A 23,748-nucleotide genomic window follows, 5' to 3' on the forward strand; every position below is an offset into this window, starting at 1 on the left:
CGGAACGATGACTCCCAGAATTGGCATAGTGACTGTTTTGTACAACAGCGCCGGCGTATTGCCCGAGTTTTTCGAGACGCTGGGGACGCAGAGATACACCAATTTTATCCTGTATATCGTCGATAATAAATCCCCGGACGATTCGCTTGCCGTCGCGCGGAAACTTTGTGCCTCCGCCCGGTTCGAAACCGTCGTGATCGAGAATGAAGAGAATTACGGAGTAGCCAAAGGAAACAATATCGGCATTAAAGCCGCATTGAGGGACGGCTGCGATAGGGTGTTGTTGTCCAACAACGATATCGTGTTGGTTCCGGATACCATAGAGTGTCTGGTGCGTGCGCTGGAGAGCGGGAAGGCATGGATGGCGGTACCCAAAATTCATTTTCACGGGACGAATAAAATTTGGTATGCCGGAGGGTGTTACACTTATTTCGCCTGTTCGTCGCTTCATTACGGCATTTACCAGGAAGATAAAGGACAGTTCGACAAAAGCAGGTTCGTAGACTATGCGCCTACCTGTTTTATGCTTATCCGGAAAGAATTATTCGAAGAGATCGGATATATGGACGAGGCTTACTTCGTTTACTACGACGATACGGATTTCGTGTATAGGGCCCTTCGGCGCGGACACAACGTATTGTATGTGCCGGAGTCTTTCCTTCAACATAAGGAAAGCACTTCTACGGGCGGAAAGAAAAGCGATTTTACGCTCTATTACGACACGCGTAACAGGATCTACTTCACGCTTAAGCATTATACCGGGATACATTTTTTTCTGAGTAAATTGTATTATTTACTCATACCTTGCATTAAATCCGTTTACCGTTCCACGCCCCACGAAAAAGAAATAAAACGAAAAGCGATCAGAGACGGTTATCGGCTGTACGATGCGGTCCGGCCCGAAAGATCATAGAACGACCGTCCGGCTTACTCCCCGAGAATGCTTTACAGCTATACTTATTCCGTTCCGTACCTTCTCTTATTGTCGTTGTTTATTCTACTGACAGTCGTAGAGTATAACTATGACAATAACCGGAAGATTCGACAATGTGTTCGGATCTGTTGTTGCGCGCTGTTCGTTCTGTTTTTCGGTTTCAGGGGATTCGTCGGTTGGGATTGGGTGAATTATTATCCGGCGTATCAGGAAATCGTTCCTCTTTTTAGCAGGGGCTATCTGAATAATTACGATATCGGGACATTCGAGGGCGGGTTTGTAACGTTCATGTCTGTCGTAAAACTCATATCGTCGAATTATCATTTTTTTATACTCGTATGCGTTGTCATAGACGTCTCCATTTTACACGTTTTTTTCAAACGGCATTCCTCGAATTACGCATTCAGTTTCTTGATTTTTATTGCTTTGTATTTAGGGGCGGAGTTGGATATTTTGAGAAATATGAAAAGTATCGGGCTTTTCCTGCTTTCCGTAAAGTACATTCAGCAAAGGCGGTTTCTCCCTTATTTGCTTTTAATGACGCTGGCTTTCATGTTCCATTCCAGCACCCTGTTTTTGTTCCCGCTGTATTTTGTGCCCCGGACATTGCCCCGGCAGTGTTTCATCGTCGTATTTGTCGTCGGCAATCTCCTTTACCTTTCGCAGATCGCTTACATGGCCCCTTTGATTTCGGAAGGCGGGAGGCTTCTCGGGGGAAAATACGCGGCGTTGACCGGGGCTTATCTCAATTCGGATTTGTACGCGCAGGCAAGAGGCATTTCGATCGGTTACCTCGAGAGGACGCTGACCTTCGTACTGGTCGTTCTTTTTTATAAAAAACTCAATACCCGCGAACATGCCGTTTTCTTGAACATGTTCCTGGTTTATTTGTTTATAAACTTATGGATGAGCGAAATAACGATCCTCGTGGATCGGATAGGTCTCTTGTTTTTACTCTCCTACCTGGTGCTGTGGCCGGCCGTTGCGCGGTGTTTTACATTAAAATCGAACAGGATGCTGTTCGTCGGAGGAATCATGATCTACTCTTTGATCCGGGTATCGATCTGTTCGAACAATATTTTGTATCGATACGACAATGTCCTTCTGACGGGAAGCAATTATCCGGAACGCATGTATATAATGGATAGATACAAAGACCAACTCCTAAATTCAAATTGATGAACGGGAAAAAATGCTTATTGATCAGTCCGGTGGCAGAAAATAACTTCGGAGGCGGAATCGGTTTGAATAAGAGCCGGATTCTTTTGACCGAATTATTCCGGGATAACTTGTACTGTGTAGATTTCCGAATGGGTGTCCTGTCCAATGTGCAGAAATTGCGCTGGACATTGCAAGGTTATACCGTAGGGTTGACCCGGTCCGTGAAAACGGAAGCTTTGGCCGTAATGGCACGCGAAGCCCCCGATTACGTTTTTATAAATAGCTCGAATTACGGATTGCTGGCCAAAGCTATTAAAAAGCGTTATCCCGGTTGCAAAATCGTTACTTTTTTTCATAACGTCGAAATCAAATACAGTTACGACGTGGTGCGCCGGCTGAAAAAAATAGGAAACGTACTCTCTTTTTTCGCATTTGCCTACAACGAATGGATGGCGATTCGATACAGCGATACGATTATCGCCCTGAGCGAAAGGGACAGCGCCCTGTTGCATAAGATATATAAACGATCCGCCGATTTTTTGGTGCCGGTGACATTCGATGACAAGCTGGATTACAACAAACTTACCGAACGCCGGGATCAAAAGCCTCGCGGAATTTTTGCCGGCAGTCTTTTTTTTCCGAATGAGTACGGTGTCCGGTGGTTCGTTCAGCATGTCGCTCCTCATGTAAACGCAGAGATCTTGATTATAGGCAAAGGGTTCGAAACGCTGAAAAACGATTTGGAATGCGATAACGTCAAAGTGATAGGAACCGTGGAAGATGTTTCCGAATATTTTTATCGCGCGGATTTCGTAATCGCCCCCATTTTCGAAGGTTCGGGGATGAAACTCAAAACGGCGGAGGCGCTGATGTACGGGAAAACGATCTTCGGCACCACCGAAGCCTTTTCCGGATACGCGTTGGATTTCGATCGGGTGGGAGGGCTGTGCAATACGGCTCGGGAATTCATCGATAAGATCAACGGTTATCCGTATCCGCAGAGGCGGTTCAACGAGGAAAGCCGAAAAATCTACGAACAAAATTACAGCATGGAACATTCGAGGCATTTATTCAGAATGATCTTTGAGAAAATATGAAAAAAATCTTGCTGATTTCCGCATTTGTTCCCAGCCGCAAGACCGCGGGCCAGAATTATACGCGGCAATTAATCGAGGATTTGAGTGGTCGGTACGAGGTCGATCTGATCTGTTTCAGGAACAGAAGCGAGGCGGAGGGGATAGCCGTTCCCGATACGAATATGCTGAAGTGTATCGTTGTCGACAAAAAGGATAAGTTGTTCAATGCTTTAAAATTACCATTTCTGCATCCGATCTTTACGGCTCGTTTTCAATGGTCGGTCGTCCGTTACATCCGTAAAAACAAGCATCGGTACGACGCGTTGATTTTCAATTTCGGACAGGTATTCGCCTATGCGCTATTTGCCGGACACTCCCGAAAAATAGTCATTACGCACGACGTGATGATCCAGAAATTTTCCAGGCAGAAAAACATATTCGGTTATCTTGAGAATAGGTTCGTAAAATTCAGCGAGAGACTATTATACAAAACCGCGACGCTGATATTTTGCCACAGCCCCAAGGACGAAACGCTCATTCGGAATATTTACGGCGTGAAGGCGCATCACATATCGTTGTATTTCGACGAATTGTTGCTGCGCACCGATTACAAGACGATCGTTCCCAAGGACTATTTTGTAATGTACGGCGCCTGGGGCCGAAAAGAAAACACAGAGGGTCTGACGTGGTTTCTCGACGAGGTGTTTCCCCGTACGCCCCGCCTGAATATAAAAATTATCGGCGGCAACATGCCTTCCGACGTCAGGCGAAAAATAGACGAAACCGACCGGGTCGAATATTTGGGGTTCGTAGAGAATCCGTACGGATATATCGCTGAAGCGCAAGGGCTGATCGCGCCTTTGTTTCACGGAGCCGGCATCAAAGTCAAAGTGGTCGAAGCGTTGGCGCTCGGCACTCCCGTATTGGGAAGCGCGGTCGCATGGGAGGGGATCGATCTCTACCTGCCGCTCGGGGAACATACCCGCATCGTCGACACGCCGGAAGAGTACGTGCGGATTTTAGAAAACCGGCGTCCGGTGACGATTGCCGACAAAATACGTTTAGCACAATCGTTTCGTGCCAAATATCAGACGAAATCCATTTTAAATTATCTGTAACCTAATTAAGGTTTCCTATGATCATTCGAAGTAAAGCGCCTCTGCGGTTGGGTTTAGCCGGCGGCGGCAGCGACGTATCGCCGTATAGCGATCTCTACGGAGGATTGATTCTTAACGCGACGATCAATCTTTATGCTCATTGTACGATCGAAGAGACGCAGAACGGCAAAATCGAGATTATTGCAACCGACATCGGGCAGGCGGCAATTTTCGAATCTTTGCCGGTACTTCCCGTCGACGGAACGCTGAACCTGCATAAGGGGGTCTATAACCGCATTGTGAAAGATTTCCGCGTTCCGGCGCCGTCGTGCCGTATCACTACTTATTCGGATGCGCCTCCCGGAAGCGGACTCGGTTCTTCGTCCACAATGGTAGTCGCCATTGTCAAAGCTTTTGTCGAGTGGCTCAATCTACCCCTGGGCGATTATGAAATAGCCCGGTTGGCCTATGAGATCGAACGGAAAGATCTTGCATTGAGCGGAGGAAAACAGGATCAATATGCTGCTACCTTCGGAGGTTTTAACTTTATGGAGTTTCTCAAAGACGACCACGTTATCGTGAATCCGTTACGCATCAAGAAATGGATCGTCGATGAACTGGAAGCCAGTATATTGCTCTATTATACCGGAGCTTCCCGCAGTTCCGCGGAGATTATCGACGAACAGAAAAAAAACACGTCGCAAGGTAATAATCGGGCTGTCGAAGCCATGCACCGCATTAAACAAAATGCCATAAACATGAAGGAAGCATTGCTTAAGGGGGACATCTCTTCCTTCGCCAGAATCCTCGGACAAGGCTGGGAAGACAAAAAAGCAATGGCGTCGGCCATCAGTAATCCGGTCATCGAAGAGGCGATGGAGCGGGCCGTTCAAGCGGGAGCCATTACCGGTAAAGTCTCGGGCGCCGGCGGCGGCGGATTTATAATCTTTGCGGTGGAACCTACAAAAAGGTTGCAGGTGAAACGGGCATTGAATCAGCTCGATGGCAATATCGTCGAGTTTCAATTCAGCGAAGGGGGAACGCACGGGTGGAAAATTTTTCATTGATAAATAGCGGATTATGAATGTTGAACAGTGTATTGCGGATCAGATTCGGGCGTCGATATCGACCAAGCAGGCCATTTTATCGGACAAGGGGCTGATGCGGAACATTGCGGCCGCTGCCCAAATGATCGTGGATGCGTACGAACAAGGGAAAAAAACGCTCTTGGCCGGTAACGGCGGAAGCGCCGCCGATGCACAGCATATCGCAGGAGAGTTTGTCAGCAAATTCTATTTTGACCGGCCCGGTATTGCTTCCATTGCGTTGACGACCGACACGTCGATCATCACCGCCATCGGGAACGATTACGGCTACGATAAATTATTCTCCCGTCAAATACAGGCCCAGGGATCTGCCGGAGACGTGTTCATCGGCATTTCGACATCCGGAAATTCGGCAAATCTCGTGGAGGCTCTGCGCATGTGCGGGCAAAAAGGAATAAAAACGATAGGACTTACGGGATTTACGGGCGGCGAAATGGATTCGATGTGCGATTTATGTATAAAAGTGCCGTCCGGCGAGACTCCCCGGATACAGGAATCGCATATTCTTATCGGACATATCATCTGTTGCATCGTCGAAGAAAAACTTTTCGGCGACTTAAAGCCGAATCAATGATGCTTACCGCTTCGGTTGTCACATACCATACCTCGCTTCCGGAGGCGGGAGCCGTGCTGGATTGCGTCCTTCGTAGTTCTATCGATAAACTTTACATTATCGACAACTCCCGCAACGATGCCCTGCGCATTTTGGAAAAACGGTCTTCGAAAATCCGGTATATCCACAACGCCAATATCGGTTACGGCGGAGCTCACAATCTCGCTATCCGGGAAGCGATGGAACTCGGTGCGAAATACCACGTTGTTCTGAATCCGGACATTCGGTTTGCGCCGGAAACAATCGAATCCCTCGCCTGCTATATGGATGCTCACGAAGACGTGGGACAAATCATGCCCAAGGTTTTCTATCCGGACGGACGGTTGCAGTATCTTTGCAAACTGTTGCCCACCCCGGCCGATCTGATATTCCGCAGATTTTTGCCGACCGGTTGGGCTAAAAAGAGTCGGGAACGTTTCGAATTACGTTTCTCCGATTACGATAAAGAGAAGAATATTCCTTTTCTGTCCGGTTGTTTTATGTTCTTGCGCGTAGAAGCGCTCTGCAAAGTCGGGTTGTTCGATGAACGTTTTTTTATGTATGGCGAGGATATCGATTTGTCGCGCAGGATGCACCTTCAGTACCGTACGATGTATTACCCCGGAGCATCCATCGTGCATCTGCATGAAGCGGCTTCGTATAAAAACCGGAGAATGCTGCTCATTCACATACGTAATATAATCCGGTATTTCAACAAATGGGGGTGGTTTTTCGATGCCCAGCGTAGAAAGATCAATAGACGGTTGTTGAAAGATCTGAATTATAATCGCTGATATTATATCGGTTGACGGTACGTACCTTGTAATACCCGATTGCCGGAACTGTTTTCAGAACGTGCTATTCATAGCGAGGACGAACGGTTCGGTCGTTCTTTTCGGTGATACGGAAAGCGCTGGCATATTCGCTGCCGATGTCCTTGTCTTTTATCGCGATGCGGGCGTCGGCGGTGTAATCGGCTCGAAGCGAGGGGGCAGGAGGCGGTGCGATCGCTCTTACCGGCCTTGTCGTTGTTTATAGGTTGAATAACAAAAAATCCGGATGGTTTCCATCCGGATTTTTTGTTGACATTGCCGGAGAAGCAAATGACTGGCGGAGCAGACCCTTCGACGGGGGAATAACGTATGCTGGCAGAAATAGCAATATCCCGCGTCTATCATGTGATTCCTCGGGAATGAGTGTCTGATAATTAGGGTTTGATGTCTGTATAACAGCAAGGGTAATAGTTGTTTAAAAGCCGTTCCTGATTTGGGACGGATAGGGTCGCAGGAAGGTTATGCGCCCCTGCTTTTTACCGTTTTTCCTTTCAGGGCCTAAAAAAAATCCTTACATATCATGGATACATAAGGATTTTTCTATCTTTTTCAGCCTCTTTATCAGGGCTTTAAGAGCGGAAAACGAAAACCGAACCTTCGGTTTCAATCCATTATGGATCAATATATTCAGGCTCTTTGTTTGTTCTCAGGTCACTTATAAGCAGTGCTGATCTTACAGCCTATTGTATTCCTTATGCTTGTACAAAAATAGCAAATAAATCGATTATACAAGCAAAACAATCATCAAAATCAACCGAATAAAGTTAATGGAATACATTTACAGAATTTGCGGTTTCTGTGGACGTATAATCATTTCGGGCACAAATACACTATTATTTGTAAGATGTGTGATATCGTGAGTTATGTAGAATTTTATGGCATTGTCTCCACATGGATTTACGCGAAGCGCCAACGACAAGATCAAGCGAGATATGGATCATTTACGGAGCCGGATCGGCGACAAATTCCGTTTAGCGCAGTAAATCGATATATTTTCACTAAAATTATGTCATTTCCGGATTCAGGTTGGCTTGGATGAATCTTAACCCGGGTGGAAGTTGCCCCGGTTTTAATTCGGTTTGTTATCGTTGTCCCTGAAATTCGTTGCCTTTGCGAGCTTATCCCGTTCAAGGATTGACGGTACACCAGCAGACTTCTTCCGAATGCCGGACAAAGAGGTACCTAAAAAATCAACCTGCCTCGGCGATAAGTCTGCAATCGGATTCCCTCTCCGGCCGGATGATTTAGGCCCGTCGCATCGACTCGGCTCCGGAAATCCTTATCGTCTGCCCCCTTTCTGAGCTCTCTCTCTGTGAACTCGCAAAAATGTCCAGCCATATCGGACCGAAGCGCCCGAATGTAAAGTCATGTCAGGACAAGTCGTCTTCCCTGACGTTACTTCACTGCAAGCGTAGCCGGCAGGGGCGCAAACGGGGCAGATTTGTCCATTCGGTGCAGACAGTTGTAGCCGTATATTCGTGCCAGCCTTTTTCCCGGGCACCGCGGGGTTTTCCCTATAAAAAACTCGATAAGGCCCTTTTCTCCTTGAAAAACGGTTTAACAAAATCACCAACGGGTTGCACATGCGCCCAGCAAAGTTAGGTTTTCGTTTAACGAAAACATTTCGGTTTAACGAGTTAAACCGAAACTCGAAATGCTTCGGTGTCGCATTTCTTAACAGACACGACCTTGAATCGGGAGCAGTGTGGATTTGTAGCCAACCAAAACTACGTGCGATTATCCAACGACGGCATATCTGTTAATCCGCCATCCGGACTACTCCAGACTTTTTAAGACTATTCGTGACACCGGGCAGGGAAACATCCCTCGGTTATGAATGAACGATACCTCACGGGAGAAGCAATATCTGCCTACCTGCATATCTCGCTCCGCACGTTGCAGAATTTGCGCGACAGTCGGCAGATACCTTTCACCGTTATCGGCGACCGAAACATCATCTATTCCGAATCCGGTATCCGCGAAACACTTCTCAACAATATGCGGCACATTGAGAAGCCATGCTAATGCAGGCAAAGTACTGACCATTAAATAGGCTAATATAACAAATTGAAAATATGAGCACCCCGGTAGGTCGGGGGATTGCGTTATGCTAATTAACCCTTATTTCTATCTGTATTCGGCCGGGCATATTGGGCGAAAGGCTCTCCTGCCGTTTTCTCAATCGCTGCTTCGTATACTGCCTCGACGCTAACAAATTCTCTGCAGTGGCGGGATAACTCACCATCTATGCCGACGTCGAATCTCAGGCCGAATATCTGTGTCGTAGTCTGGAAATAGTTCGAGTTGGTTTTAACAGAGTCCTCAAAGTATTCCGTGAAGTTACGATACCGTAGGCCTTGTTTGCCCTATGGAAGATTGTCAGAAAGACGAGAGGGATTGTCTGCATTTGCAGACAGCCCCCCTCGTGCGGAAAGTTCGTCCTTCGTCAAAATGTCGGATCCGGCCGGAACTACGATTTGAGAATCGTTTCGAGCCAGCGGTCGATCCGATAGCAGTCGTATACCTCGGCAGGTATGTCCCGGTAGGGAGAGGTCGTGAAGCCGGGCGGCACGACGGGATTCTGCCGGTCCACGATCAGAATATTGTTCGAGTCGTAGAAGTCGTATTCGGCGATATGTCCGTTCGTGGTTATGAGTTTTCTTTTGGCGCCCATCGTTTCGATGCACCGCATCGTGAGGCCCGTTTGCCGGGGATGCTGGATATCGATTACTGCCCGCGATTTGCGGTAGAGATCGAGCAAGCCGGCTTTCGGCAGCGGGGCGAAGCGGAAATCCCTGACCGACGTGCCGCGCAGGTTCTTGTTCTGCAGCTTCATTTTCCAGTACAGAATCCGGCTCTGGAAAAACATGTAGGCGAAGCAGCGTCCGCCGGCCCGCTCGATCTGCCCGGTCACGCGGCGCAGTAGCCCGTACCGGTCGCTGTGAACCGTGCCGACGAACATCAGATCGTAGCGGTAGTCAGGCTCCTGCTGGCCGATTTCCTCGTAATCTCTCAGGTAGAACAGCGGCAGGAAGCGGATGCCGAGCTTCTCGCAGTCGGGTTTGTCGAACGAGAAGGCCCGGTCGAACACGGGCAGGATACGCAGCGCGTTGCGGTTGTTGGCAATCGAGTCCCAATGGTAGATAATCAGCTTCGCCTCGGGATGCAGTTCTTTGATTTTATCGAGATTCTCGACGGAAATGGACTCGCCCTTGATGAAAAAGACGTAGTCGTACTTCCGGTTTTTGGTGCGCTCGATGATCCGGGCATGGTAGCGGTCGATGTAGCGGGCCAGCAGATTCCGGTTGATCCGGATTGCGGCTTTGATCGCGAACGAGTTGGCCGGGCGCTCGTCGAAATAGTCCACACGGGCTCCCATGCGCTCCATCTCCGCGCGGATTTCGTTCTGATAGCCGAACGCTTGCGCGGAGAAGAACAGAATGCTTTTGTTTTCTAAAAACATGATCGTTTATAACTAAAATGGTGCAATAGACGGTTTGCGCGCGGACGCGTTCCGGGAGTCGGTCCGTTTCTCCGGGAAAGGAAATTGCTTTAAGAAGACGAGTCGAAAATTGCTCCGTAGGCGTTACGAGGCGTATCGTTACCGTATCGTTTATGGTACGCAGCGGAATGGAGCCGGAAGGACGGCTTCGTATCGATCGGGACGACTCGTATCGCGGCCCCGACTCGCCGGGCGACAGGATTATGACCAGAAGGGCGGAGGGATTTCGATGCGCCGGAGAACTGCCCGGGACAAAGTCTGCCGCCGACGCGGGGCGGAGCAGAATCTTGCCGGGACGTCCGCCGCTTGTACGGGTAAGTCCGGATTCGTCGGGGGCGACGGGGACGGACTATTTGTACAATCCTTTTCGTTTCATTTCCTCGATCGAATCTTCGTACCGGTCTGCCTGCACCTGCTGGCCGTCTACCCACCGGGCGAACCGCTCGATGCCGGCGTCGAACGACCAGCGGGGAGAGAATCCGAGCAGCCGCCGGGCTTTCGAGATATCGGCAAAATTGTGGCGGATGTCGCCCAGCCGGTAGTTCCCGCTGACCGTGAGAGGTGCTTCGGTGCCGTATTTGTCGATCAGCGTGCGCGCGACCGTCATGACGTCGGTCGCCACGCCCGTGCCGACATTGAATGCCTCGCCGTCGGCCGAGGTCTTTTCCAGACCGAGGATCGTCGCGTCGGCCACGTCGTCGATATAGACGAAATCGCGCGTCTCGCGGCCGTCCTCGAAGATATTGATTCCGTTTCCGTTTTTAATCCGGGTCGAGAAGATGGACAGGATGCCCGTGTAAGGGTTCGACAGCGACTGGCCGGGTCCGTAGACGTTCTGATAGCGGAAGGCAACCGGGGCGATGCCAATCGCGGGACAGACGGTCATCACGAGCTGTTCCTGCACCTGCTTGGTGATGCCGTAGACGGACGTAGGGTGAATCGCCGAGTCTTCGGTCGTCCCGACCAGCCGTAGCGGCTTCGTGCAGCCGGGGTACTTGCACTCGAAGTCTCCCCGTCTCATGTCCTCGTCGGCGCGCGAGAGCGGATAGACGTATCCCATCTCCTCGCTCAGATAGCGTCCCTCGCCGTAGATCGCGCGCGATGCGGCGACAACAACCTTAGATACCGAATGCTTTGTATTCGTGAGTATATCCAGCATCAGCGAAGTTCCGCCGATGTTGACGGCAGTGTATTTCTCGATCTCGTACATCGATTGTCCGGTTCCGGTCTCGGCGGCCAAATGGATCACGGCATGCTGTCCGTCGAGGGCCCGCAGCCAGTCGTCCCGGTCGGTTACGCTGCCGCGCAGGAAGCGCACGCGGTCGCGGATGCTGCGGTATAACGGGGAGGTGTTTTGGGGGTACTTACCGTGAATCTGCGGCGACAGATTATCGAGCACGGTGACTTCGTATCCTTTGTCGGCGAGCTTGAGCGCGACGTGCGAGCCGATAAAGCCCGCGCCGCCCGTGATCAGAATGTTTTTCATAGGAATATTTATTTTCGATGACGATCAAGTCGCATCCGACCGATCAATCGGCATATCAGGTAAAAACGATACTTCAGTTTAAAGCCCACTGTCGTGGTGGAAGAACCTATGCCGCCGGTCGAGGTGTTATGGGTGTGTCGACGATAGAGAATTAATTTCTCGTTCACAATTGTGCTTTTGAAAAAAGCGTTTCCTACCAAATAGAGCCAATTATCGTGGAGACAACATTTGCGATTCGTCGGAAACGGTAGAGCTACTTCCAGAATCTTGCGTCTGAAAGCCATGCAGCATCCCAAATATCCGAATTTGACAAGATTGCCTATGAGCGTTCGATGAACATGCCTCACACGGTAGAAAGAGTCGTGTAAAACGTTTTTGTTCTCGTCGACGATGACGGCATCGTGGACTACCAGATCGAATCCTCCGACCAGACGCTCCATGCAATAGGTGACTTTGGAGGGCATCCATATATCGTCTTGATCCGACAAGAATATGATCGGTTTAGTGGCATGTTTCAGGGCATTTTCGAAATTCGACGTGAATCCCTGTTCTCCCGTGTTGTAGAAAATTTTGATGCGCGGGTCTCCCAAAGCTTTAATCCGTTCGATTGTATCGTCCGATGAATGGTCGTCCGATATGACGATTTCGTCGTCGTCGTTCAATTGAGGTAAGATTGAGTCCAGTTGTTCCCGGATATAATCTGACCCATTATAGGTTGCCATGCATACAGAAACAGACGGTTTCATATAAAAATCAAATGTTTATGAATGATGTTGACCGCCAGTAGCAGAGTGCCGATTCCGATCACCGCCATCTTGGCGGCTATTCGAGGCCGGAATGCGTACATGAACAGCGGATACAGGATAATCTCGACGACGCCCAGTAATTCGGATCCCCGATACCCGAGTAACGAGATGAATGAAAGTGCGGGAAACAGAAAGAGGGCGATTCCTTCTATCTTAATCAATAGCGGGAAATAGGGATTGTGCGCTCCGATCGTGTCACGTTTCCACAGCATGCCGTAATACAGCGCACATCGGAACAAAAAGTACGGATTGAACAGATTGGCATCCGTAAACCCTTGTACGCTTTGTTCCTGAAGACGTTGATACATTTCCAGTTTGAGTCGAATACTTTCGATGGGGATGACGGAAATATCAAACATCGTACTGTGGGCCACGAATCCCAGCGGTACGATACTCCACCAGAGGTATTTGCTTTTGCTTGCAATCGGCCGGTTTTTTAGCACGACCAGCGGTAATAGCAGCAGTGCAGAATAATGGAAAAGGGAGGCTAGCAGAATCAAAGCCGTATAACGGAATATTTTGTGTTCGGCCAGAGGTCGAATGGCCAGCAAAAAAATGCCGGACGCAACTCCGGCTCTGATTTGCGTCATGTCGTGTAGCAGGTACACGTTCGATATGTAAATGACTAACGACAGAAATAATAATGAAGTCAGTCTCTTGATAGCTAAAATCTTGCATGTAACGCCGATGCTCGCGTAAATCACGAATAATAGGACGGGCCACGGACAAACTGCTTTGACCAGAGAGCCGATGAGGGTAAATGTGGGTTCTACCGTAGACGCCTCCTCTGGGTATTGGAACATGTTGAGGTAAGTCTTGTAATCGCTGACGGTATTTCCGTCTCTCAATCCGGCGGCCAATACCATCAGAAATCCGGTCAGCCCGTATATAAAATACAGTTGTTTTCGCTTTATGCTCGATTCGCCCAATGCGATAATGGCGCAGCCAACGAATAGCAACGTAACGATACCTAAAGTATGCATACGTTTGTAATGAGGGGAGCGACTATATTTGCCGACAGCCGTTTTCGATCAACGAACGAAATTTCGGATAAGATGCCTCCCATGTGAATTGTTGTATATTTCGATAGCCAGCCTCTGCGATACGACAGCGCAATTCGTCGTCCTCGAGCAAACGGATGATGTTCTCGGCCAACGCTTGTGAATTTTTGATCGGCGATACCAGGGCCGTTTCGCTATTCCGTGCCATCTCCGAATAACCCGGATTGTCCGTACAAGCAACTGCTGCGCCGCACATCATGGCTTCTCCTACGGTCAGCCCCCAGCCTTCCGACCAACTCGTTCCGATAAAAATAGCCGCTTCGTTATAAATGCGATTGTGCGTCTGCCGGTCGGGGCGCTGTACATAATGATACCATTTGGGTAAATGTCGGGGGCGGGGTGTCGCTCCGAATATGGAAACCTCTATTTGAGGATAGCGTGCTTTGACGATCTCCAATGCATTGAAGCCGTCAGCACATCCTTTCGTTTCCAAAGCGTGATACATCATGGCGATACGGAATTTGTCTCGGTCCGAGCAAGGGATTTCCCTTTTAAAATAATCGAAGTCGAATCCATTGTATATCAATGCGCAACTTTCGCCACACGACTCGACTCGTTCGACGAGCCAACGGGCGATGGCGATCTTTCGCATAGGATAGCGGTAGGATTCCATGACATGCTCAGATGTGTTGCTGCCCCAATTCTCGAATCCCTGTATGAAATAATATTTTCGTTCCGGCAAAATGCCTACATATCGTTCCAGATAACGCGAGGTTTGGACTGCCGTAGCGATGTAAACATCTGCTAAAGGAACGCACTTTTCGACGAGGGACCATACCCAATGTTCCTTAATCCGTTCATGTAGTGGAAACCATTGCCGACCCGAATACCCCTTCCACTTTCGGTAAAGAAACGTGATCAACGATTTGCTCCACTTCAGGCAGGTCACCAGCAGGCTTTGTTGGAATCGAGCTACGTAGGCGGGATAGACCAGTTCGACTTCGTATCCGTCGGCCGCCAGTCGGTTGGCGTATTCATAGACGACCTTGTATCCACCGATTGGAGTGACGCCGGATCGGGGCAGTAGAAATGCTATTCGTCGGGTAGGCATGAAAAATGAGTTTTAACGAATCGGCGACGAAAGAGCGTCGTCGATGAATGTTCGTGATTTTTCTACTTCCGATGCAAGACGCTGCTCTACTTTTTCGTACCGGACGGGATTGCATCCGGGTACCGTTCCGAGTGGAATAAACCGGTCGGTCAATCCTACTTTTTCCAACAAGGAGAGCGCTCGGAGGTCTGCCGGATTGTCCTGCTTGATCGTGTAGAAAGGTCGGTTGAACAGCAACGAGAATGCAGTGCCATGAAAAGAGGTCGTGACCACGAAGGCTGCATGTCGGAAATAGCCGAGGTATTGTTCCGGCGATGCCGTCTGGTCTTTGTATCGCATGGAGAATCCGGTCAGCGGATAGGCGTCGAGTTCCACGATTCGAGCCCCGATCTTTTCGGCGACATTCCGGGCGATCTCAAGCACCTCGCGTTTGTAAGGGCTCAAGTCGTATACGAGGACGTATTTCCGATCTGAGGCCGGGGGCGAGGCGATCTTTTCGAACATTTCGGCGCCTGCCAGAAGCGTGGGGTCGATCGTTGTGTAAACCGGTTTGGCGCTCAGCGGCTGCAACAACTCCTTCAGCGATTCCTCCCTTACGCCGATTGCGGTCATAGGGGCCAAATATTGCCGGAGGCGTTCGCGGTCTTTGTCGGAAAGCGTTCCGCGTCCCATGCTGGCCGCATAGGCGATAACCCTGCATGTTGCGTTTCCTCCAAAGAATACCTCGTCGTAACGCTGCCCGGTAATCGTTTTGTTCCAGATTTGATCGCTCCCTAAAAAAATCGCATCGAAATCGGAAAAATTCGTATGCCGGACATAGGGATGCAGGTCGAAACGGTTCCGTATGAATCGGTCGAATGCTTTGCTCCGCAATATTCTGTGTTTCCATAAAAAAGGCTCGTAGCGCAATTTATATACTATCTCCCGCGGGGTAGAGGCCATCCAGAAGCGAATATTGAACGCTTTGTAGTTTCGAGTCAGATAACCGGGACGATAATCGATTATGTACGTTTCGTGTCCTTGCGACCTAAGATATTCCTGTAGTCCGTATGCCTGTAATACTGCTCCATAATTATGGGCGCAATGGAAAGTCAGGATGCCTATTTTCATCGGTATTATATCGTTATTTTTTCAGAATGTTTTTCACGAAGTTGATCCCTTTAGGACCAAGGTATTGTTTCACTAAATGCTTCGTTTTTCCCGTCGGGTCCGATTTCATGTTCCGCAAAATCCGCAGCGCCTCGCTCTCTTCATCGCTGTTCGTCCAGACTTCGAACAACAGGGGTTTAGGTGTCTTTTCCGGGGTCAGGAACTGTTCATATACTCGTTCGAATTCTTTTTTGTCCGATGCGCACAGATAGGTAAATCCCAAATCTTCCGCATAATGTCTGACTAAGACGCGGGACCGGTTGCCGTAATGGCCGGCTGCGGCGACGTACCGGTCGGCATCGTCGCCGAGCAACATCTGTCCGGGATGGAAATAATTTCTGAACTCGGTGCCTTTCCCATTATTGATCAACATAATGCGGATGTTGTTTCCGACATGCCGGTTGCCGATCGCGTTCATGTCGTAGAAAAACGCGAGGTCTCCGATGAAACAGAAACAGAGTCTGTCGGGGTCGGCCAAAGAAGCCCCTACCAGAGTCGATACCCCGCCGTCTATCCCGAAACCGCCGACATTGGAGTTCGAGACGACCGATTCCGGCATCCGGAACATGTTCCACGAACGTAGCGTATTGAGGATTCCGAAATGCACGACAGCATGTTCCGGTATGCGAGGGGCCATCCGCGAGGCGATCCATACATTGGAAAAAGGCAGATCGGGAATCGTTGCGTACAAATTGTCGTACTCGGTCCGGCATTGCCGCAGAAAGCGGTCGGACGTACCTTCGCCGACGGTGTAATGTTTGAAAAACGACCGTTCCGACATTTCGAACACGTAACGCAACCGACGGAAAGTGTCGCGAATCTCACCGTCTTCGCTCACTCGCCACACTTGGCAACCTTTCATCCGGCCCGCCGTGAAGTAATCGCCCGACACTTCCCCGATATGGATGAGCAAGTCGACTTGTCCCAATCCCGGATCGTACTGTTCCTGTCCGGCGACGAGCGCGTACAACGCTTTGTATTTCCCGTGATAGCCGCTCGTATGGTCGCAAAATACCACGGCATCGCGCGATGCGCAAAAACGATCCACCGCTTCGGTCAGTTCGGGACTCCATCGAGCATGGCTTCCTGCAAAGACGGCGATTCGACCGGCGGGCATTTCCGGGTGAATGTCTCCGTATCCGATCCTCTCGATCATCCGTACCGCAGGAAGGTTCTTGACGCAGAAGCTGCAACTGGCTCCCGTCGCCAAATTGATATGCACGGGACCGCCGCCCTTGCGTTTGAGTTCGAGCAGAGCCGTGTTCACTTTGATCTCGCAATCCCACGCTTCCTTGTCGTCTCTGACGGACGGCAATTCGATTTTCAGTCCGACGACATCGCGCGGGGAGACCGTCCGATCGATGACCTGCGGCATGAGATGTCCCACGTTCGAAAAATCGTGTATCGAGGTGATGGCCAGTACCGGCAATTTCCGATAATACGCTTCTGTCAACCCCGGCATGTAATTGCGCGAAGCCGTGGCCCCGGTACAACTGAGTACGACGGGTTCGCCCGCTTCGGCCGCTAATCCGCAGGCCATATAGGCTGCGGAACGTTCATCCACCGCCGAAAAAATCTCGAACCACGGATCGTATTGTATGCTTCCTACCAGAGCGACATTGGTCGTGCCGGGAGACACGATTACTTTGCGGATTCCGTGCGCCTTGAGGAGCGCGATCACGATCTGGACATTCCGCTCGTTCGTATACGACTTATTCATGATATTTTATATTATATTTTTTCGAACGATTGATTACCAGTCGCATCGGTAGTGGTTCCCTTGGTTGCAAGGCACGATTTCACCTGAAATGCACATGGAAACGTCCGACAGGAGGAAAGCCGCGACTTCGGCCACCTCTTCGGGAAGGAAAACCCGTCCGGCACAGGAAGAGGGCCAATAGAGGTTGCCGTTCTTATCGACCCCCGTCATGTCGGAAGCCGTTACGCCGGGTGCGATCGCATTGACCCGAATCCCCTGAGCGATCAGTCGACGGGCGAGGCCGGTCGTGAGACTGTTGATCGCCGCCTTGGTCAACCCGTAGGGAATGTCGTCGCAATAGAGACCTCTTTCCGAAGTAATAAATAGGATGTTGCCTTGTCCGATTTTCTCTCTGTTCATGTAGTCGATGAAAGTCTGAGTCAGGAAATAGGGGCCTTTGAGGTTCGTGTCGAATTGGCGATCGAACCCCTCCTCAGTCACATCGGCGAACGATTTTTCATGCAGAGATATACCCGTATTGTTTACCAAACAATCAACTCGGCCTCCCAGCAGTCTGTCGGCTTCGGACAGGAAAGCGGCGATACCTGCCGTTCGCCGGACATCGAATACGAGATAAGGACAGTCGCAGAGCCGTTGCGACGCTTCTTGCAGCACTCGCTCGTCCCGTCCGGCGATCAAGACGGACGCTCCTTCTTGCCGACACTTCCGTGCGATGTAAAAACCTAAGCCTCGTCCGCCTCCGGTAACGATCACTTTTTTGCCTGCGAGCCTGTTCTGCGGAGCTGTTTCGACGATGTTCGCCGTAATTCGAACGTTCGGGGTTCCTTTCACTATCCATCGCAGGGCCCGTACAATGGCCTCTTTTATCATTGTTTATTAGGGTGTTAAGTATTCAACGTTTCGGTTTACCCCATTTCGAACGGACCATCGTAACGACGTACATTCTTTCTGTATCGTTCAATCCGGCGTATGCGACCACTCCTGCGGTCACGCATAAGCAAGTTGCAGTAAAAGCTACCAGCCCGACGAAACTATCGGCCGCAATGAAACGGGACAGCAGAACGGCCGACAGCCCCGAAAGAAGTAATACCGGAATGAGCCTCAATATGACGGTTTTCATAAAAAAACCGGCGCTGTACCGGACCACTTTCGTCACGATGCCGATACGAACGAACAACAGCAACATATCCGTCAGTAGAACGACCGCATATACGATAAACGGAGGATAGCCCCATCGCAGAAACAAGTAGGCCAACGGCAGCACGCACAATCGCACCGTCCCGATCCAGAGCGACATTGCCTTGATGTTGCCCGTGGCCAAAACACAAGTCGTCAAAGGGGCGGAGAGCGTATTGAGCATCGCGATACTTAACGAGAATCGGACGAAAATCACCGTATACTCCGGTACTTCTTTCAACCAAATGGACAGTACCAGCGGAGTTTCGACCATCACGGGAAGCGCTAGAAATAGGAAGAGCAGGAATGAATATTTCGATCCCCGGCAGACTAATTCCATCATGTAATCCTTGTCTTCGCAGGCATAAGATTTCGTAATCTGCGGGTTCAGGGCTGTCGTAAAGTCGTTGACGAACTTCATGATGGCTCCTTCGACCTGCAAGGCGATTCCCCGTGCTGCATTGACCGTCACGCCGAAAAACAGATTAAGCAGGAGATTGATACCTTGTCCTGCCAAGATATACGAGCTGGCTCCCAAAAAGTTCAGCCCGGCAAATTGGGAAATCTTTTTATAGTAGGATTTTTCTCGAATCAGCATGTATCGGGTTTCCGGGAAATGTCTCAAGCAGTAAGCGCCGTAAATAAAGCGGACGAACACGGCTACGCAGAGTACGAGCACCGCATAAAGGATTAGCCGGTCGACCGGCGAGATAAGCAGAAAATAAACGATAAGCAGTTTCAACGTCACCTCCAGAATATTGATGTAGGCGAAGACGTTCATTTTCTCGTGGGCGATGATCGTCGCGTTGTAGGGAATACTCAGGATATTGATCAGAAAAGTCAGAACCGAACATTGGTAGACCCAGTTGGCCGCATGCATTCTTTCCGCGGCGATATTCAACTTGGCGTTCAGAAACCACAGACCGACGGTCTCGAACAGCAACAACAGAATCAGCGCTAGGACGATATGAATCGTCATTGCGGCTCCGAATACTTCCTGAGAATGACCCTCCTTTTTTCCGAGTTCGAAAGTCAAGAACCGCTGCGTTGAGGCAACCATCGTGGCGCTGACGACCGAAAAAAATGCGACGAATCCGCCTATGATATCGTATATTCCGTAATTTTCGATGCCGAGCGTATTCAGCACGATACGGGACGTATACAACGTGATGACGAGAATGAGTATCGTCCGGAGATATAGTATGCCTGTATTTTTTGCTATTCGGCGGTTGTTCTCGGCTTTCAGCATTCCCCTTTCCCCTTTCCCCTTTCCCGGTTACCTATTTTGGTACATATCTTCGTAATATTTCTGGTATTCTCCGGAAGTAACGTTGTCGATCCACTTTTGGTTATCGAGGTACCAGCGGACGGTTTTTTCGATGCCTTCCTCGAATTGCAGCGAAGGTTCCCAGCCCAGTTCGCATTTGAGTTTCGAGGAGTCGATCGCGTAACGCAGGTCGTGTCCGGCTCTGTCTGTGACGTAGGTAATAAGTGCTTCGCCGGTACCTTCCGGCCTGCCCAGAAGGCGGTCGACGGTCTTGATGATTACACGGATCAGATCGATGTTCTTCCATTCGTTGAAGCCTCCGATGTTGTACGTTTCGGCGGTCTTCCCTTCGTGGAAGATCAGGTCGATCGCCCGGGCGTGGTCCTCGACATACAGCCAGTCGCGTACGTTCTCTCCCCTGCCGTACACGGGCAGGAGCCTGTTGTGCCGGATGTTGTTTATGAACAACGGGATCAGTTTCTCTGGAAACTGGTTGGGTCCGTAATTGTTCGAGCAGTTGGTGACGATCGTGGGCATCCCGTAGGTGTCGTGGTAAGCCCTCACGAAATGGTCCGAGGAAGCCTTGCTGGCCGAGTAGGGGCTGTGCGGGGCGTATTTGGTCGTTTCGGTGAAGAAGCCGTCCCCGTAGGGTACTCCCCCGCATTCGTTGCCGTTGGGGTCTCTGTCGGGTTTCGTGAGTTCCAGGGCCCCGTACACCTCGTCGGTGGATATGTGGTAGAACCGTTTCCCCTCGTAGTTTCCGTTCCAGTACTCTTTGGCCGCCTGAAGCAGCGAAAGCGTTCCCATCACGTTGGTCCCGGCGAACGTGAACGGGTCTTTGATCGACCGGTCCACATGGCTTTCGGCGGCGAGGTGGATCACTCCGTCGATGTCGTAGTTGCGGAATACCTCCCGCATCTTTTCGTAATCGCAGATGTCCGCTTTGACGAACGTGTAGTTCGGCGCACGCTCGATGTCCGAGAGGTTGGCCAGATTGCCCGCATAGGTCAGTTTGTCGAGGTTGACGATGCGGTAGCCGGAGTATTTGTTTACGAACAGGCGGACCACGTGGCTTCCGATGAAGCCGGCACCGCCGGTAATCAGGATGTTGTGGCTCATAAGTAGAATAAATAATCGATTCGACCGTTGTTGCGATCTATAATATAGATCTTGCTTAGAGAAGTCGGATTGCCGGCCAGCAAGCATCGTTCGGGAGGCGATACATAGTTTTTGTTTCCGCAATGCAACGATTCGGCATTCTCATTTCTTAGAGCGCGTGCTTTTTATGGCGAATCAATTCTTGTTACAGATTTGAGGTTCGTGTTTATTGTGTTTGGTAGATTGAATGTGGCATGTGTACGCCCGCATACTTTGTCATAAGGCTCTACTTAAATTTTACAGCACAAGCCGACCAATTATCATCCCCAGGCTATGACGGAACGGGCAAATCATTCGCTCTCCGAACAACCGATTTTCCGCGATATCTCGTGGACGAGCAATGCCGTTCGTGAAATGAGCAAAGTATCTCGTTACGCGAATTCTTCTATTTTTTCGCCACGCCATCGTTTGTACGCCTCGGGCGCGAGTACCGGAACCGTCAGCACTTTATGATCCGGATCAACGGTCCGCAGTATATGTCTCCGAGAGTAGGCCCGCAGCTCGCCGTCCGCAATAGATGCCATGACGACGGGGAAAGGATAAGTCGCGAAATGGAAAATCGCGGTTTCGTTTCGGGGAAACAACCGGCATAGCTGGTAGGCGGATCGTTCGAAAGCCGCCCAGTACCCGCCTGTGCCATACAAGTGGATGAATCGCTCGTTACTTTGTTCCCGAGCGAGCACTTCCGTTCGGTGAGCTGCCAGGAAGGCCATCAGACGTACTCCCGATGGTTCGGCTTCGGTATTTCGTTGCGGTCTTCCTGCCATGATTTCTGCGTTTTCCATAGGTTGTCGCATACTGGCTTCCCAGACTTAAAGTGATGTTTCGATCGAGTCCGGCTACCGGTTTATTCCGTATCTGTTTTCTATACAAGTCCGAGAACTATACCTGAAGCAGGGACTCGGAAAATTAAGTGTATAAGAGCGTAGCATTCAGTGTCCCAGCCAGCTGTCGTAATCGTCCAGCCACCGGATCAGGCGCAACTTGCTCTTCTTGGGAGATTCTTCCTTTTTCCATCGGTCGACGATCTCGTGGGCCCGTTCGTAATCAAGACTGCTGTCCGTGCATCCGTAAAGTGTGACGAGCAATCCTGCACGTGCCTGTTCCGCTTTGACCAAAGGGAGTATTTTGAGGATCATTCCGATCAGGTTTTCGCACTCGTCCGTAGCTTCGAGTATTGTGTAAGCCGAAAGCAGTATGGAATAGAGTTTGCAGCGCAATACGTCGCTATTCATTTCCAATTTGCCATACTGCCTGATCGTTTCGGAAGCCAACGTACGATCTGCGTCCGTTACACTGTTCGGAGTACAGCGACGCCCCAAAGCCTCGTGTAGGTCTTCCAGCAATTGGTCGTTATCCAGCCGGGTATATACGTGTTTCCCGCTTTCATGCAGAGCGATGATTTCGTACTCTCCCGGACGGACATGCAGCAACGGAACCCACATCCAGTTCTCTACGCATACGACGACATCTTTCCGTCCTCCGCCGGGTCGGATCGCTACGCGTGCCTCAGCACCCTTGAATCTCCCCGCGATAATACGGATGCGATCGCCTTTGGCGAGCCTCTCCGTTTCGGGCATATAGACAGGAAGCTCGTCGCAGTAGGAACGTGCAACCCATTGCAGGTTGCGCATCGCCTCGTCGGACAGGTAAGGATAGTATCCGCGTAGCCCTTCCCGCACTCGCGGCAGGAAGTTGTATTGAGGCAATTCCTGCTTCATCCGATATATCTCGCTTTCCGACGAGCGGACAAAAACGTAGTTGTAAAGCAACGGACGGCGGGTATTGACGAAATGTCCGTCCTCGTTCTTTACTTCCACGTACGAGGGAGCGAAGAACTCGAACTCCGGTTCTCCGCAACGGATGCGGCGGTCCAACTCCCTTTGCAGACCGACGGCCGGTCCCCGGTGACAGGAAGGAAGCGTCAGCACGTACCACCTTACAGCTTGGCTGTTTCTCTTGCTTTCGGATTGTTCAGCTAAGATGGGAGGATAGTCCCTAACATTTTTTTCCGGAGATCCATATCTGCTTCCCGAAAAACGATTGTTTTTTTCAGTTATAGACATTTCTATGCCATACCACTGCTATTATATAAAGCATTGGATAATAATGCATTACTTGTAATAAAGGAGATAAACCTGAAAATTTCAATTCCTTCCTTTATTTCCGTCCTGTTCCATACAAGTCCGAATTATTTTATGCGAACAATTTTTATACGCACAACCTAATCAGACAATTATGATGGTCGTCTCTACACAAGAGACCATACAAGCTGTTAAATGATTGATAATGAACGCATATATTTTATGATGTGTTTGGCCATGTCATTATTTGAAAACGAAAACTCAGATATTTCAAGGAATGCAGAAACTGAATGATGGATAATTATACTCTGACGTAAACAATCGGGTAATACGCAATTATATTTCTATTTATTAGTATGTTACATCGATGCAAAAGGAGTTTTTAACTTTAAAATTTATCCGGAAATTTGGCTGTTAACATTTATTAATATACATTTGTATGGTCTCTTGTGTAGAGACACATTTAGTCAGAATGGTTGTAATTCTTTG

At 49.9% G+C, this 23,748-nt stretch carries 20 protein-coding genes; 8 read left to right on the forward strand and 12 right to left on the reverse strand.

Translation table 11 applies throughout. The features are described from left to right. Window positions 1–7: 7 nt before the first annotated feature. The 8 genes from GFH31_RS09945 (at window position 8) to GFH31_RS09980 (ending at window position 8,824) form a co-directional block, all read left to right on the forward strand. Window positions 8–913 carry a glycosyltransferase family 2 protein gene (locus GFH31_RS09945; protein WP_101571413.1) on the forward strand — a complete coding sequence of 302 codons (906 nt, stop codon included), beginning with the start codon at window positions 8–10 and terminating at the stop codon, window positions 911–913. Window positions 914–940: 27 nt separating this feature from the next. Further along, a complete protein-coding gene (locus tag GFH31_RS09950) occupies window positions 941–2,113 on the forward strand; it encodes an EpsG family protein (protein ID WP_055202140.1) in 1,173 nt (390 codons plus the stop codon). A gap of 227 nt (window positions 2,114–2,340) precedes the next feature. After that, complete coding sequence (locus GFH31_RS09955) at window positions 2,341–3,192, forward strand: glycosyltransferase (RefSeq protein WP_180951513.1); 852 nt, start codon at window positions 2,341–2,343, stop codon at window positions 3,190–3,192. Further along, on the forward strand, window positions 3,189–4,289 hold the full coding sequence (locus GFH31_RS09960) for a glycosyltransferase (RefSeq protein WP_153497836.1): 1,101 nt from the start codon (window positions 3,189–3,191) through the stop codon (window positions 4,287–4,289). Before GFH31_RS09955 ends, GFH31_RS09960 begins: the two co-directional genes overlap by 4 nt. Window positions 4,290–4,306: 17 nt before the next feature. Then, the gene (locus GFH31_RS09965) at window positions 4,307–5,335 is read left to right on the forward strand and encodes a dehydrogenase (protein ID WP_055202135.1); all 1,029 of its coding nucleotides are present in this window, start codon (window positions 4,307–4,309) and stop codon (window positions 5,333–5,335) included. 13 nt (window positions 5,336–5,348) lie between these two features. Next, window positions 5,349–5,948, forward strand: coding sequence for an SIS domain-containing protein (locus GFH31_RS09970; protein ID WP_101571405.1), 600 nt, complete (start codon window positions 5,349–5,351; stop codon window positions 5,946–5,948). Next, entirely contained in the window at window positions 5,948–6,760 is an 813-nt protein-coding gene (locus GFH31_RS09975; RefSeq protein ID WP_101571641.1) for a glycosyltransferase family 2 protein, read from the forward strand. The genes GFH31_RS09970 and GFH31_RS09975 overlap by 1 nt, the downstream gene beginning before the upstream one ends. A 1,872-nt stretch (window positions 6,761–8,632) precedes the next feature. Continuing rightward, a complete protein-coding gene (locus tag GFH31_RS09980; RefSeq protein ID WP_180951512.1) occupies window positions 8,633–8,824 on the forward strand; it encodes a helix-turn-helix domain-containing protein in 192 nt (63 codons plus the stop codon). A 445-nt stretch (window positions 8,825–9,269) separates the two neighbouring features. Here GFH31_RS09980 and GFH31_RS09985 read toward each other — a convergent pair whose 3' ends face one another. From GFH31_RS09985 to GFH31_RS10040, 12 genes are all read right to left on the reverse strand, one after another. Further along, a complete protein-coding gene (locus GFH31_RS09985; RefSeq protein ID WP_153497837.1) occupies window positions 9,270–10,262 on the reverse strand; it encodes a lipopolysaccharide biosynthesis protein in 993 nt (330 codons plus the stop codon). Between the two features lie 388 nt (window positions 10,263–10,650). Next, entirely contained in the window at window positions 10,651–11,787 is a 1,137-nt protein-coding gene (locus tag GFH31_RS09990; protein ID WP_118457695.1) for an NAD-dependent epimerase/dehydratase family protein, read from the reverse strand. 8 nt (window positions 11,788–11,795) lie between these two features. Then, entirely contained in the window at window positions 11,796–12,533 is a 738-nt protein-coding gene (locus tag GFH31_RS09995; protein ID WP_153497838.1) for a glycosyltransferase family 2 protein, read from the reverse strand. Then, window positions 12,530–13,576 carry an EpsG family protein gene (locus GFH31_RS10000; protein ID WP_101571397.1) on the reverse strand — a complete coding sequence of 349 codons (1,047 nt, stop codon included), beginning with the start codon at window positions 13,574–13,576 and terminating at the stop codon, window positions 12,530–12,532. Before GFH31_RS10000 ends, GFH31_RS09995 begins: the two co-directional genes overlap by 4 nt. A 22-nt stretch (window positions 13,577–13,598) precedes the next feature. Beyond that, window positions 13,599–14,705, reverse strand: a complete 1,107-nt coding sequence (locus GFH31_RS10005) for a glycosyltransferase family 4 protein (protein WP_153497839.1) — start codon at window positions 14,703–14,705, stop codon at window positions 13,599–13,601. Window positions 14,706–14,717: 12 nt separating this feature from the next. Continuing rightward, the gene (locus tag GFH31_RS10010; protein WP_101571392.1) at window positions 14,718–15,815 is read right to left on the reverse strand and encodes a polysaccharide pyruvyl transferase family protein; all 1,098 of its coding nucleotides are present in this window, start codon (window positions 15,813–15,815) and stop codon (window positions 14,718–14,720) included. Between the two features lie 13 nt (window positions 15,816–15,828). Beyond that, complete coding sequence (locus GFH31_RS10015) at window positions 15,829–17,574, reverse strand: thiamine pyrophosphate-binding protein (RefSeq protein WP_101571390.1); 1,746 nt, start codon at window positions 17,572–17,574, stop codon at window positions 15,829–15,831. A 33-nt stretch (window positions 17,575–17,607) separates the two neighbouring features. Continuing rightward, a complete protein-coding gene (locus GFH31_RS10020) occupies window positions 17,608–18,444 on the reverse strand; it encodes an SDR family NAD(P)-dependent oxidoreductase (protein ID WP_153497840.1) in 837 nt (278 codons plus the stop codon). A 22-nt stretch (window positions 18,445–18,466) separates the two neighbouring features. Continuing rightward, a complete protein-coding gene (locus tag GFH31_RS10025; RefSeq protein WP_194285230.1) occupies window positions 18,467–19,999 on the reverse strand; it encodes an oligosaccharide flippase family protein in 1,533 nt (510 codons plus the stop codon). A gap of 27 nt (window positions 20,000–20,026) precedes the next feature. Next, the gene (gene rfbB / locus GFH31_RS10030) at window positions 20,027–21,136 is read right to left on the reverse strand and encodes a dTDP-glucose 4,6-dehydratase (RefSeq protein WP_101571384.1); all 1,110 of its coding nucleotides are present in this window, start codon (window positions 21,134–21,136) and stop codon (window positions 20,027–20,029) included. Between the two features lie 410 nt (window positions 21,137–21,546). Further along, window positions 21,547–21,942 (reverse strand): hypothetical protein, encoded by a 396-nt coding sequence (locus GFH31_RS10035; protein WP_101571639.1) that lies wholly within the window; start codon window positions 21,940–21,942, stop codon window positions 21,547–21,549. Window positions 21,943–22,107: 165 nt separating this feature from the next. Continuing rightward, the gene (locus GFH31_RS10040; RefSeq protein WP_101571638.1) at window positions 22,108–23,160 is read right to left on the reverse strand and encodes a transcriptional regulator; all 1,053 of its coding nucleotides are present in this window, start codon (window positions 23,158–23,160) and stop codon (window positions 22,108–22,110) included. Between the last annotated feature and the right edge of the window lie 588 nt (window positions 23,161–23,748).

Origin of the sequence: Alistipes sp. dk3624 (assembly GCF_009557455.1) — a bacterium.
Lineage (GTDB): Bacteria > Bacteroidota > Bacteroidia > Bacteroidales > Rikenellaceae > Alistipes_A > Alistipes_A hominis.

What these genes read in the sequence shown, in the direction of transcription:
- GFH31_RS10000 (WP_101571397.1), bottom strand. Translation starts at nt 13,576, where the DNA reads ATGCATACTTTAGGTATCGTTACGTTGCTATTCGTTGGCTGCGCCATT.
- GFH31_RS09990 (WP_118457695.1), bottom strand. Translation starts at nt 11,787, where the DNA reads ATGAAAAACATTCTGATCACGGGCGGCGCGGGCTTTATCGGCTCGCAC.
- GFH31_RS10020 (WP_153497840.1), bottom strand. Translation starts at nt 18,444, where the DNA reads ATGATAAAAGAGGCCATTGTACGGGCCCTGCGATGGATAGTGAAAGGA.
- GFH31_RS10025 (WP_194285230.1), bottom strand. Translation starts at nt 19,999, where the DNA reads ATGCTGAAAGCCGAGAACAACCGCCGAATAGCAAAAAATACAGGCATA.
- GFH31_RS09965 (WP_055202135.1), top strand. Translation starts at nt 4,307, where the DNA reads ATGATCATTCGAAGTAAAGCGCCTCTGCGGTTGGGTTTAGCCGGCGGC.
- GFH31_RS09950 (WP_055202140.1), top strand. Translation starts at nt 941, where the DNA reads ATGCTTTACAGCTATACTTATTCCGTTCCGTACCTTCTCTTATTGTCG.
- GFH31_RS10035 (WP_101571639.1), bottom strand. Translation starts at nt 21,942, where the DNA reads ATGGCAGGAAGACCGCAACGAAATACCGAAGCCGAACCATCGGGAGTA.
- GFH31_RS09955 (WP_180951513.1), top strand. Translation starts at nt 2,341, where the DNA reads ATGGCACGCGAAGCCCCCGATTACGTTTTTATAAATAGCTCGAATTAC.
- GFH31_RS09970 (WP_101571405.1), top strand. Translation starts at nt 5,349, where the DNA reads ATGAATGTTGAACAGTGTATTGCGGATCAGATTCGGGCGTCGATATCG.
- rfbB (WP_101571384.1), bottom strand. Translation starts at nt 21,136, where the DNA reads ATGAGCCACAACATCCTGATTACCGGCGGTGCCGGCTTCATCGGAAGC.
- GFH31_RS09980 (WP_180951512.1), top strand. Translation starts at nt 8,633, where the DNA reads ATGAATGAACGATACCTCACGGGAGAAGCAATATCTGCCTACCTGCAT.
- GFH31_RS09985 (WP_153497837.1), bottom strand. Translation starts at nt 10,262, where the DNA reads ATGTTTTTAGAAAACAAAAGCATTCTGTTCTTCTCCGCGCAAGCGTTC.
- GFH31_RS09945 (WP_101571413.1), top strand. Translation starts at nt 8, where the DNA reads ATGACTCCCAGAATTGGCATAGTGACTGTTTTGTACAACAGCGCCGGC.
- GFH31_RS10005 (WP_153497839.1), bottom strand. Translation starts at nt 14,705, where the DNA reads ATGCCTACCCGACGAATAGCATTTCTACTGCCCCGATCCGGCGTCACT.
- GFH31_RS10010 (WP_101571392.1), bottom strand. Translation starts at nt 15,815, where the DNA reads ATGAAAATAGGCATCCTGACTTTCCATTGCGCCCATAATTATGGAGCA.
- GFH31_RS10015 (WP_101571390.1), bottom strand. Translation starts at nt 17,574, where the DNA reads ATGAATAAGTCGTATACGAACGAGCGGAATGTCCAGATCGTGATCGCG.
- GFH31_RS09975 (WP_101571641.1), top strand. Translation starts at nt 5,948, where the DNA reads ATGCTTACCGCTTCGGTTGTCACATACCATACCTCGCTTCCGGAGGCG.
- GFH31_RS09995 (WP_153497838.1), bottom strand. Translation starts at nt 12,533, where the DNA reads ATGAAACCGTCTGTTTCTGTATGCATGGCAACCTATAATGGGTCAGAT.
- GFH31_RS09960 (WP_153497836.1), top strand. Translation starts at nt 3,189, where the DNA reads ATGAAAAAAATCTTGCTGATTTCCGCATTTGTTCCCAGCCGCAAGACC.